This window comes from Acinetobacter sp. AS5, from assembly GCF_048957595.1.
Classification (GTDB): domain Bacteria; phylum Pseudomonadota; class Gammaproteobacteria; order Pseudomonadales; family Moraxellaceae; genus Acinetobacter.
On sequence record NZ_JARDAL010000030.1, the window covers coordinates 1 to 12,730 of the forward strand.

The window sequence follows — 12,730 nt, forward strand, 5'->3', positions numbered from 1 at the left end:
ATTTTGTGTGTAGGCTTCTTCATTTGAAAATTATATCGCTGAAAAAGCCTTTACAGATAGGTTTGTGCAACAAAGCCTTTCAAGTATAGAATTTACCCGATAAAGGTAGCCAAATAAATATACAAGCTAATGCAACTGCCCCCTCATAGCTACACTTTAGCTTATCATATCGTGTTGCTATTCCTCTGAACTGCTTTAACCTACAAAATGCATTCTCAACTAAGTGTCTGATTTTATATAAATACCAATCCATATGATCATTATTTGACTGAGTATTTGATTTTCTTGGAATATTCGCTTTAGTTTTTTTCACAGATATTTGTTCTCTTAATGATTCAGAGTCATATCCTTTGTCTGCACAACATACTTCCGTTTCACCCAAATCAAGTTTTTCAATCATTTTGGGAGCAATCTTGACATCATGTATCGTTCCATCGGAGATAATAATTTCGATTGGATTGCCATCCGCATCAACAGCTAAGTGTATTTTAGAACTATTTCCACCAATGCTTTTAGAAATATCCTGATCTTTTATTCCAGCAGAATGTTGGTGTGCCCGAACATGACTAGCATCAATAAAAACCCATTCCATATCAGCATTTGAAGAAATTAATTTAAATATTTTCATTAACTTATCATTTTTACACCAACGATTATATTTTTTAAAGATTGAGTTATACGAACCAAATTCTTTAGGCAAATCACGCCATGGGCAGCCTGTTCTTATTCTATAAAGTATTGCTTCGACAAAATTTCTCAAATTAGATTTGAAATAGATATCAAAATTTCGGAAAATAGAAAGTAACTTAGACCAGTGTTGATCATTCAGCATTGTACGGGGCATAGCGAGAAGTAAATTTGGTTTGGCGATTAAATTTTACTTTCTCGCTATTTTTTTGAACAGAAAATGTAAACAGACCCTATATAAATTCATAAATAATTTTAATTTTTTTCTTTTTACTAAAAAGCCACCTCTCGGTGGCTTTTATCTAAATCTAAATATCAAGAACCCTGTAGTAAATAACTACCAACCAAAAACAGCATCTGTAAACCAACAACAAAACCAAATAACCACCAACCTTTCTGACGCATTGCTGCCTTATCCATGATTCTTAGTGTCTTAGCCATGTCATTACCTCATCTTTGAGAATTGATACTGAACCGATCTATTCCATCTTTCTTTTATAGTGCAATAAAGTTGTGCATAAAATATACCATAGCACTTTATATACAATATGAAAGCAAAATCTAAACCAAGTCCGTAGAGAGAAGGAAAATTAAAAAATCAAAATCCTTAAAAAACAAAAAGCCACCTAAAGGTGGCAATTGATGAAGATAGTCTAAACAAAAGCTGAAAGATTTTCCAGTTTTGCAGCTATTCCAGTGATTTCTTCAATAAAAAGGGCTGCTTCCGCAACCCTTTTTCAAGCTAAAACAAATTAGCCAATAAATTTACGTGCATTACGGAACATACGTAACCAAGCACCATCCTGATCCCAGTCTTCTGGTTTCCAAGAATGCTGGATCGCGCGGAAGTTACGTTCAGGGTGCGGCATCATAATCGTTGCACGGCCATCCTGAGAGGTTACACCGGTAATACCTTCCGGTGAACCATTCGGGTTCAACGGATATTGTTCAGTTGCATTGCCATGGCTGTCGACATAACGTAGAACCACCTGATTCGATGCATTCAGTGCAGCAAAGTTTTCCGCCGTTGCAACTGCACGACCTTCACCATGCGCCACAGCGATCGGCAGAATCGAACCTTGCATGTCTTGTAACAATACTGAATTCGATTTTTCCACACGAACGTTCACTGCTCGCGCTTCAAATACTTCAGACGTATTGCGATGGAAACGTGGCCAAGCATCCGCACCCGGAATTAATGGAGCCAATTGAGACAACATTTGACAACCATTACAGATACCGAGCGAGAAGGTTTCTTGACGGTTGAAGAATTTCTCAAACTGGTCACGCAATTTAGCATTGAACAATACGGATTTCGCCCAGCCCCCACCAGCGCCCATCACGTCACCATACGAGAAGCCACCACACGTTACCAAACCTTCGAAATCATCCAGGCTGATACGACCTGCCAGCAAGTCACTCATGTGGACGTCAACGGTATTGAAACCGACTTTGTCGAAAGCTGCCGCCATTTCAATATGACCATTCACACCCTGCTCACGCAGAATTGCCATATTTGGACGACGCAAGTTAATGAAAGGTGCTTCAATCGCTTCGTTCAAGTCGAATGTTGGTTGGGCGATAATACCTTTGTGCGCTTTATCAGTAATTAAGGCAAATTCCTGATCTGCAGTTTGTACGTTGTCACGTAGGCGCTGGATTTGATGAGAAACTTCAGTCCATGCCACTTGCAGGTCAGCACGGTCTAAGCTCAAGCCATTTACAGTTAAAGTATCTGTGTTGTTTACAGTACCCACCACTGCAATTGCATCTTTAAGCGTAGATGCTGCAACTTCAGCTTGCAGAGCTTCCCAGTCTGCTTTCGAGATTTGCAGCACTGCACCGATTTCTTCAGCGAATAAGCTTTCAGTTGATTGATCTTCTAATGCCACACCCAGACGTGAAGCAAACATCATTTCTGCAACAGTTGCCAATAAGCCACCATCACCGATGTCATGATACGCCTTGATCAAACCACGGTTGTTCCAGTCTTGAACCAATGCGAAAAATGCTTTGAAGTCATCAAAGCTATCCACATCAGGAGTCACAGAACCGATTGCTTTATACACCTGCGCCAGGATCGAACCACCTAGACGGAATTGACCTTTAGACAAGTCAATACGTACCAGTACAGACTCAAGGTTTTTCAATTCTGGAGTCAATGTTTGACGTACATCAGTTACTGGTGCAAATGCAGTGATCACGCCTGACATGGGCGAAGTCACAGACTTGTCTTCACCTTCATCATTCCAGGTGGTACGCATAGACAATGAGTCTTTACCGACTGGAATCGCGATACCCAGTGCAGGACACATTTCTATACCGATGGCTTTCACGCCTTCGAACAATGCCTGATCTTCGCCCGGTTGACCGGCAGCAGCCATCCAGTTTGCAGACAATTTGATGTCGCTGATTTTTTCAATCTTCGCAGACATGATGTTAGAGATCGATTCAGCAACAGATAAACGTGCAGATGCCGCAGGGTTTAATAACGCCACTGGTGGACGCTCACCCATTGCCATCGCTTCACCAGTGTAACCCACAAGGCTGGTTGTTGTTACAGCAGCATCCGCGACAGGAACCTGCCAGCGACCCACCATCTGGTCACGCGCTACCATACCGGTAATCGAACGGTCACCAATACTGATCAGGAATGATTTAGAAGCCACTGTCGGGTTTTTCAGAACGCGATAAATCGCATCTTTTAAATCCGTAACTTTAGCCGCGTCAAAATCATCGCCTTTACGTTCAATCGTTTCATAGGAACGGCTCATACGCGGAGTACCGCCAAGCATCACCTGCATTGGCATATCCACCGGTTTGTTGCCGAACAATGGATCTTCAACGGTTAAGTGACGTGCTTCAGTCGCCTCACCCAGTACTGCAAACGGACAACGTTCACGCGCACAGATTGACTCAAATAATTCTAAAGAAGATGGACGAATCGCCAATACATAACGTTCTTGCGCTTCGTTTGACCAGATCTCCATTGGCGACATGCCAGGTTCTAAAGATGGAATCTTACGAAGATCTAGCACCGCACCCAATTCGTGATCATTCACCAGTTCAGGCATGGCATTTGATACACCACCCGCACCGACATCATGTACCGACACGATTGGGTTGTGGTCTTCCATGCGCCAGCAAGTATCGATCACTTCTTGGCAACGGCGTTCCATTTCCGGGTTTTCACGTTGTACTGAGGCAAAATCAAGGTTCTCGCCCAATTTGCCGCTATCTACAGAAGATGCAGCACCCCCGCCAAGACCGATCAGCATGGCTGGACCACCGAGCACGATCAATAAGTCACCCGGTAAGATCGGATCTTTTTCAACGTGATCTGGACGGATATTTCCGTAACCACCAGCGATCATGATTGGCTTATGGAAACCTTTAACATCGCCATTGACGTTTTGTTCAAAAGTACGGAAGTAACCATTTAAAGCTGGACGACCAAATTCGTTATTGAACGCAGCACCACCCAATGGGCCTTCAATCATGATTTGTAACGGCGATGCCATACGCGATGGTTTGCCGTAGTTTTCTTCCCAAGGCTGTTCAAAGCCCGGAATATTCAGGTTAGATACGGTGAAGCCGGTTAAACCTGCTTTCGGTTTACCACCACGACCGGTCGCGCCTTCATCACGGATTTCACCGCCTGAACCTGTCGCTGCACCGGCAAATGGCGCAATCGCAGTTGGATGGTTGTGGGTTTCCACTTTCATCAGGATGTGAGCAGCTTGGCTCTTGTATTTATAAACCTGATGGCCGTTGTCTTCTTGAGTTGGATAAAAACGCTGGGTATCTGAACCAACAATCACCGAAGCATTGTCTTTATAAGCTGACAATACGTCTGTTGGTGACTCTTTATAGGTGTTTTTGATCATCTGGAACAATGACAATGGCTGAACTTCACCATCAATCGTCCATTCCGAACCAAAAATTTTATGACGACAGTGCTCAGAGTTGGCTTGCGCAAACATCATCAGTTCGATGTCATTCGGATTACGACCCAGCTTGATGAAAGCTTCAGTCAGGTAATCAATTTCGTCCATTGATAATGCAAAACCAAACTCGTTGTTGGCTTTTACCAGTGCTTCTTTACCTTCACCCAGAATATCAATCGAGTTCAGTGGTTTTGGCGCAGTTTCCACAAATAATACTGCAGCATCTTCAATCGCATTGAATACGCTTTCGGTCATACGGTCGTGAAGTACTTGCAATGCTTCTTTTGAAAGCTCTTTTACGCCCTTCAAAGTAAATAAAACGCCGCGTTCAAGTCGATGAACCGGCGTATTACAGTTTTTGAAAATGTCCGTCGCTTTAGAGGACCAAGGAGAAATGGTTCCTACGCGCGGTGTGACTAAAATCTGGATTTCATCACTTGCAGCCTGGTGCAATTCAAAAGATTGACCATCGTTGAGAAGCTGTAAAGCTGATTGCTGTTGTTGCTCGCTGAGCGCTTGGTCAAAGAGGTAGACCCATTGACTTTCAATTGAATGAACAGAACTAATTGACGTCAAACGCGATAATAGTTGAGTTTTCTTAAAAGAAGAATGTGCGGGTGCACCGGCAACGATAAACATGCTGATTTTGGCTCCACGGGATGGTCTGAACAACCATGCCACAATGTGACTTGAGAGAGCGCATATTCTACTGTGAAATAAGGAAATCGGCTAGATGCCAAATCAGAAAACTACGTCTGAAATATCCTGGACTTTTAAAATATTTCGTTTATTTTCAGTCAGGAAAATTGAATGTAGTCGCACAGGTTATCACATTTTTTTAAAGAAAAATCAAAACCGCTTCAGAATAATTTTATATGTAAAAATTGTATTATTTTTCAACAACAATCAGTGCAAACTCAAATTCAGGTTTTATTGTCATGACCTGCCAAAACTCCGATTTAGGCCAAAATGAAATACTTGATTACAAGATTTCATGAAGTCGTATTTTTTGAGACTGTTTTTAATTCTTTTGAGTGACTCCTAACTTTGACTTCTAAGATTAGAAAACTGGTTAAAAGTCTTCTGCCGTTCTGCAATACAAGGAACAGTTCTCCGCTCATCTCCTCCATTACAGCACCAGAGGCAAATTACTCTGCCATATAAATGAGTAATTAATAATGAGTGGCATTTTAATTTGACATAATCTTCAGAATAAAAACCGGACATCTATTCTCATCTTCCAAAAGAATAAAAATAAAATTCCTTATTTTGATCCTTTTATTTTTTCATATTTGATGTTTATCTTCTCAGATCATAATTAAGCGGAATTTACTCATCTAAAAGACCAAAAATCATATCCATAAAATTACTCCACCATATCTAATATTTTGAAATTTCATCACTTATTCATTAGTTCTATTATGCGTAAAAAGCACAATATAAATAGCAAAACACCACTCGTATTTATAAGAAAATTCACCAGGAATTATGAGGCTCATATAAAAAAATAATGAAGAAATGATTAATAATAAAATTTTGTTACTTTTTTATTTAATCCTTATTACCATGTTTTATTTAACTTGAAAATTTAAAATAAATATTTGTAATTAATAGAAAAATATCAAAAATTTTCTTTTTTATTCAACTAACAGAGCTACAGACTCACATGTCTATATCAGCTAAAAATCTTACCAAATAGACACTTCATCAGTAAATTTGATGATTTTATGTTAAGCTCTAGCCGAATTGCTGAGGAAATGTCCAAATTCTGAACCTAGCAATGGTTTTTCCTTTCTGCTGTAGAGATGAATATAAATTCTATATTCGGACACTAACTTTTTGATGTTCTATAGCTTCACTGCTCTGTCTATTTTAGAGCCTTAATCTGTCACCAATGATTTAATTTTCAAAAACAAAAGGTGACCCGCTTAAGGAGTATGTATGTTTCAATTCACTAGTACAGCAACTGTACTATTGATGGTGCTTTTCTATGGCATCACTTTTTTACTATCGTTACGTATTAAACAGAAAAATGAAAATGTTGATGGCTACATGGTCTCGAATGGCTCCATCGGATTTGGAATGTCTGCGGCCAGTATGACCGCCACCTGGATCTGGGCCGCCTCGTTTTATGCAGCAGCTTCATCCGGATATACATACGGCGTTTCCGGTGCCCTACACTATGGTTTGTGGGGTGCGCTGATGATTTTATTTATCTATCCCTTTGGCAAGCGCTTTCGTGAACTGGCGCCTAATGCCCACACCTTGGCAGAAATTATGCATGCCCGGCATGGCAACCAAAGCCAGATGATTCTGGCAGGTTCCAATATTGTGGGCAGCGTGATCAGCCTGATGGTGAACTTTACCGCCGCTGGGGCACTGGTTGAGATTTTATCTCCTTTAAGCTTTATCCATGGCGTGCTGATTACCGGTATCGGTGTGCTGTCCTATACCCTCTGGTCGGGCTTCCGTTCTTCGGTGTTTACCGATTTTGGTCAACTGGTGGCGATGATTGTCGCGGCTGTGATCATTATTCCAACCTTGTTCTTCACCTTAGGTGGACCTTCCCTGTTTCAAAGCGGGATTCATAACCTGCAACCGGAGCAGCTGGATTTTTTCTCTAAAACAGCCTTCTTGGAACAAGGCGCACCATTTTTTGTTGCCGTATTGGCCTACGCGATTGGTAATCAGACCATTGCCCAGCGCCTGTTTGCAGTCCGTGAAGACCTGATCAAACCAAGTTTTATCACTGCAACCATTGGTTATGCTGCAATTGTCATTGGTCTAGGCATGCTGGGGTTATTGGCACTATTTGCAGGTATTCAGCCCATTGATGGCAACCTGAATAACCTGATTCCGCAAATGGCAGCGACTTATCTTTCTCCATTTATGGTCGCGCTGTTATTCATCATGGTGATTGGAGCATTGTCTTCTACCGCTGACTCGGATCTGTCTGCCCTGTCTGCGATTGTCATGACGGACATTTATGGCAAACAGATTGCGAAAAACCGTCCTGATCCAAAGAAAATGCTGTTTATTGGCCGTATGACCATGATCGTTGCCACCATGCTGGGGATTGTGATTGCCACCTTGAAGTTTGACATTTTGTCGATGCTGATTTTTGTGGGTGCGCTTTGGGGTTCTATTGTATTCCCGGTGATTGTCAGCCTGTATTGGGACAAGGTGAATGCCCGGGCCTTTAACTGGTCAGTGGGCCTCGCATTTTTCAGCTTTCTGATAGTACGTTTTGAATGGCTTCCGATTCAGGGATTGATCGCACTTGGCTTTGAACTCGTTGCGACCCTGGGGATTGGTGTGGTGCTGGGTTTGATGACCTTTGGTTTCTTCGGCAAGAAAGTGGGTCTGGTCGTTGGCATATTGGCCAGTATTGGCTTCATGCCATGGACCATCGGCTTCTTGCGTGAATACGGCACCTTGTTAAGCTCACTGACAGCGTATGGCAGTAGTGCGCTGGTATGTACTGTGTTGACGCTACTCTACAGCAAAGAAAAATTTGATTTTAAGCAAATCAACAAGATGGTGATTGAATTTCACCAGCTATCTGAGAAAAGTAAATAAGGAGATTTCAGATGACAAGTCAATTATTGACCCTATATGTACTTTTTTGGCCATTGGTGGCAAGCCTGGTCTTGTTCACGATTTGCCTGAATGTCTATAAAGACACACAACAGGCCAAGAAAAATGGTGAAGAGCTAATTTGATTCTTCATCCTAAACAAAAAGCAGGCCATTGAGCCTGCTTTTTATTGTTCATTTGATGATTTCGATTTTTAATTCTCAGTCTTTTCCAGCTGACTAAAATAACAATAGGCAGCATGACAATTCATGTCGCACTGCCCTAGTGCAGGAGCTAGTTTTTTGGCATGATGCAAATAGTGGATCACTGAATAATGATAAATGACTCAAATGCGTTGGTTAGAACTGCTTTCGACAGTTCGGATTGGTAGTAAAAAGCAGAGCACTGAACTGGCACGCAGCCCGTTTCATAAAGATTATGACCGTATTATTTTTTCGCAAAGCTTCCGGCAGTTAAACCGCAAAACCCAAGTCCATCCACTGACCCAGCATGATGGTATTCATACCCGTTTGACCCATTCGCTAGAAGTCTCCTGTATTGGGCGTTCATTGGGTATGCTGGCTGCCGAAAAAATCAAAGATAATTTACCTGCCTGGATTTCTCCGGCTGATGTCGGTGCCATCATTCAGGCCGCCTGTCTGGCACATGATATCGGTAATCCCCCTTTTGGGCATGCCGGTGAATACGCCATTCGGGAATGGTTTGACGATGCATCTCATACCGACTTTTTAAAAGATTTGAGTCCTGAACAGGAAGCCGATGTACGCCAGTTTGAAGGCAATGCCCAAGGCCTGCGCCTGCTGACCAAGATCGATTACCATCCTTATGATGGCGGCATGCGCCTGACTTATGCCACGCTTGGTGCCTATCTTAAATATCCGTGGCTCTCTGAGGCCATTGACCCCACTGGTAACACCCCCGCCAGCCGGCGTCCAAAATTTGGTTGTTACCAGTCTGAAAAAGAAATTTTGCAGGAGATTGCTGAACAGCTAGGATTAATCCAGCTTGGTGAATATCATTATTGTCGTCATCCGCTGACCTATCTTCTAGAAGCTGCGGATGATATCTGCTATGCCCTGATTGATCTGGAAGATGGCATCAGCCTGAATATGCTCAGTTACACCGAAGTCGAGCCAGTTTTCCTGAACTTGCTGGGAGAATATGGCACACCTGAAGAAATCAATCTGCCTAATACCACCTGGCAACAAAAAATTGCGGCCCTACGTGGCCGGGTGATGAAACGTCTGGTAGATGAAGTCACCACAGCCTTTGCCCGACATCAGCAGGAAATTCTGATGGGCCAACTGCAAGGCTCATTGTTGGGTTATTGTAGTGCCGACATTGAGATTGGCATTAACCGGGCCAAAGAACTGGCAAGAGACAAAATCTTCGAACATCCGCAAAAAGCCGGTCTGGAAATCATTGCGCATCAAAGTTTACAAACGATTCTGGATGCCTTTATTCCACTGACCACACCGCACAAAACCTTGAGCTTTAAGGAACAGCGTTTAATGGCCATTTTAAAACGCTCGGGTGCGCAGTTTAGTGCTGATCATTATGACAACATTATGCAGGTGCTGGATATTGTCTCCAAGTTTTCTGATCATCAGGCCTATAATCTGGCGCAGGAACTGCATGGCAATAAAGCCGGGTTACTCTAATGCGAACGAGCCCCTGATGATAATCTTAGCAAAATCACTGCTTTTAACTGATAGAGTTTTGCCTTTATCGAAAATGCTGACTACTATGCCTGTATTAAATTTGAGTATGTATAAAAAATGATTGGATGCCTGATTGGGGAAGTGCTGGCGCTGGAAGCACCGACTGTTTTATTAAATGTGAACGGCGTTGGTTATGAGATTGACACCCCTTTAACCACTTTCTGCCAGTTGCAAAAAGGTCAGAAAATTACCCTGTGGACCCATCTGGCTGTTCGTGAAGATGCCCAGTTACTTTATGGCTTTATCAATGCGCAGGAAAAAACCATTTTCCGTACCTTATTAAAGGTGAACGGCGTTGGTCCGAAAATGGCGCTTGGTATTCTTTCCACTTTAAGTGTGGAAATGCTGATCCACACCGTTGAACATGAAGATATCAACACTCTGGTCAAAGTTCCAGGGGTGGGTAAAAAGACTGCAGAACGCCTGATGATTGAATTACGTGACCGCTTTAAAGCCATGGCTTCAGGTGCTGCACCAAGCAATTCAACTGCACCACAGATTCAGTTTATGGGCAATTCAGCCGTGGCTGAAGCGGAAGCTGCATTACAGTCCTTGGGCTATAAACCTGCTGAAGCACAAAAACTGGTGAATGCTGCCAAAGGTGAATTTACAGAAGCCAGCGATATCATCCGTGCTGCATTAAAGTCGATGAACAAATAGAGATGATATCCAAGTTACAGGATAAAATCTGATACGCGTAAAAGTCATTCGCAACTGTTTGAGGCAGGACACATTTATAGTTAAATGTTTCTGCGACATATTCGATAAGAATCAATATTCAACGAGTTTTGCGAATGACGGTGGTTTTGCTTACTTTTGCCGAAACAAAAGTAAGGCGAACCGCAGGTTAATACTCAGATATAAATCTGATTGGAAAGACTCTGCAAAAATTCAATTCCTCGCCTAGGCGAAAATCTTAGGATTCAGATCCATATTTGAGGCCGTGTCAAAATTACCAGCTCAAAGGATCATTAAAACATTGGTATATAAACGTTATGCAAGACCGTCTCATCAGTGGTTCTGAAAAACCCGAAGATCATTTTGATCGTGCCATCCGCCCGACTTCTCTCAATGACTATATCGGTCAGCCGGTGGTCCGCGAGCAGATGGAAATCTTTATTGGTGCAGCCCGTGGTCGTGAAGAAGCCCTCGATCACACCCTGATCTTTGGCCCGCCTGGTCTGGGTAAAACCACACTGGCCAATATTATTGCCCGAGAAATGGGTGGCAATCTCAAGTCAACTTCTGGCCCGGTACTGGAACGTGCCGGTGATTTGGCAGCCATGCTAACGAATCTGGAAGAAGGCGATGTCCTGTTTATTGACGAGATTCACCGTCTTTCACCCGTGATTGAAGAAATCCTGTATCCGGCGATGGAAGATTATCAACTCGATATCATGATTGGTGAAGGCCCTGCTGCGCGCTCGATTAAACTGGATTTACCGCCATTTACCTTGGTAGCTGCAACCACACGTGCCGGTCTACTCACCTCTCCGCTGCGTGACCGTTTCGGAATCGTGCAACGTTTAGAGTTTTATTCGGTTGAAGATTTAACCCACATTGTCAAACGTTCAGCCAACTTGATGGATGTGCCTATGACGGGAGATGGCGCAAAAGAAATTGCCCGTCGCTCACGAGGCACACCACGTATTGCCAACCGTTTATTGCGCCGTGTCCGTGATTACGCTCAGGTCAAAGGGACTGGTGAAATCAATCAGGATATGGCCCAACGTGCTTTGGACATGCTCAAAGTCGATAAAGATGGTTTAGATACCCTCGACCGCCGTTACCTGTCGATGTTACTTGAGCGTTTTGATGGCGGCCCTGCCGGTGTTGAGGCACTCGCAGCAGCTATGGCGGAAGACTCAGGCACGTTGGAAGATGTCATTGAGCCTTACCTGATTCAGCAAGGTTATGTGATGCGTACTGCGCGTGGTCGTATTGCCACCAATATGGCGTATTTGCAGTTTGGGATGACACCACCTGAACCGAAAGAGAAGTGATTTCAAGAAGCAGCTTAGGCTGCTTCTTCATTTAGCATATTAATTAAAAATATGTTTAAACTTGCATTAATATATCCCAACTTATATTCAAGTTCTTCTAGTTGGTCAGTACAATCCTTATCTCCCAAAATACAGCTAATTAACTGCGTTGCCATATCTAATAAGTCAAATAACTCCTTTCTAACTTGTTCATCTAGCACCTCACCTGGTCTGATATATGAAAGCACCTTGGTTATACTATTTTCAAACTGATGGTAATTCAGCTTTAAACTTTCATTATCTAAACTGGCTATGTTTTTAGTAATCAAATATCGAAATTTAGCATTACTTAAAAAACCAATTCCATATGATGAAATTTCAGAAATTATAACTCTAAGGTTTTCTGCCCTACGTTGTTTATAGAGCGTTTTTAATTCTTTAACTTTTATTTCATTTTGGGATTTAATCAAGTCCTCATTAGACTTGATCTGTGATTCAGTTGATTTTTTTACAACGTATATAGTAATTAAAAATCCAATAAAGCTGATAATTGCGGACGCTATAACACTGATTACAACTACCCAATCTGTCGAATGTTGCACATCTAAATACACTTTCTGATCTTTCGGCTGCTGTAAAGCCATAGCTTGAGTTTGTTGTTCCTGCACGTTTCCCCACATATTTTAATTTAATTATTTATTTCTCACATTCTAAACATTTTCAAAGCATTACAAAAGAAAAGCCAACTGACCATGCCTGAATCAGCTGGCAAAAGCACAAAATAAAAAACTGAATA

At 42.3% G+C, this 12,730-nt stretch carries 9 protein-coding genes; 5 read left to right on the forward strand and 4 right to left on the reverse strand.

Annotated elements, in window-relative coordinates; all coding sequences use genetic code 11:
* Positions 1 to 79: 79 nt before the first annotated feature.
* The 3 genes from PV763_RS10735 to purL all read right to left on the reverse strand — a co-directional run bounded on the left by PV763_RS10735 (position 80) and on the right by purL (position 5,273).
* Positions 80 to 844, reverse strand: a complete 765-nt coding sequence (locus tag PV763_RS10735; RefSeq protein WP_262043250.1) for an IS5 family transposase — start codon at positions 842 to 844, stop codon at positions 80 to 82.
* A 158-nt stretch (positions 845 to 1,002) separates the two neighbouring features.
* Complete coding sequence (locus PV763_RS10740; RefSeq protein WP_005103832.1) at positions 1,003 to 1,128, reverse strand: KGW motif small protein; 126 nt, start codon at positions 1,126 to 1,128, stop codon at positions 1,003 to 1,005.
* Between the two features lie 311 nt (positions 1,129 to 1,439).
* A complete protein-coding gene (gene purL, locus PV763_RS10745) occupies positions 1,440 to 5,273 on the reverse strand; it encodes a phosphoribosylformylglycinamidine synthase (protein ID WP_420937811.1) in 3,834 nt (1,277 codons plus the stop codon).
* Positions 5,274 to 6,575: 1,302 nt separating this feature from the next.
* Here purL and PV763_RS10750 point away from each other — a divergent pair.
* From PV763_RS10750 to ruvB, 5 genes are all read left to right on the forward strand, one after another.
* Positions 6,576 to 8,213 carry a sodium:solute symporter family transporter gene (locus PV763_RS10750; RefSeq protein WP_253112055.1) on the forward strand — a complete coding sequence of 546 codons (1,638 nt, stop codon included), beginning with the start codon at positions 6,576 to 6,578 and terminating at the stop codon, positions 8,211 to 8,213.
* 11 nt (positions 8,214 to 8,224) lie between these two features.
* Entirely contained in the window at positions 8,225 to 8,356 is a 132-nt protein-coding gene (locus PV763_RS10755) for a putative transporter small subunit (protein ID WP_004645659.1), read from the forward strand.
* Between the two features lie 195 nt (positions 8,357 to 8,551).
* Positions 8,552 to 9,892, forward strand: coding sequence for a deoxyguanosinetriphosphate triphosphohydrolase (locus PV763_RS10760; protein WP_005106412.1), 1,341 nt, complete (start codon positions 8,552 to 8,554; stop codon positions 9,890 to 9,892).
* Between the two features lie 117 nt (positions 9,893 to 10,009).
* Positions 10,010 to 10,612 carry a Holliday junction branch migration protein RuvA gene (gene ruvA, locus PV763_RS10765; RefSeq protein WP_004731726.1) on the forward strand — a complete coding sequence of 201 codons (603 nt, stop codon included), beginning with the start codon at positions 10,010 to 10,012 and terminating at the stop codon, positions 10,610 to 10,612.
* 335 nt (positions 10,613 to 10,947) lie between these two features.
* Positions 10,948 to 11,955, forward strand: a complete 1,008-nt coding sequence (ruvB, locus tag PV763_RS10770) for a Holliday junction branch migration DNA helicase RuvB (RefSeq protein WP_420937812.1) — start codon at positions 10,948 to 10,950, stop codon at positions 11,953 to 11,955.
* A gap of 14 nt (positions 11,956 to 11,969) precedes the next feature.
* Here the strand turns inward: ruvB and PV763_RS10775 are convergent, their stop codons facing one another.
* Entirely contained in the window at positions 11,970 to 12,602 is a 633-nt protein-coding gene (locus tag PV763_RS10775; protein ID WP_420937813.1) for a hypothetical protein, read from the reverse strand.
* Positions 12,603 to 12,730 lie beyond the last annotated feature (128 nt).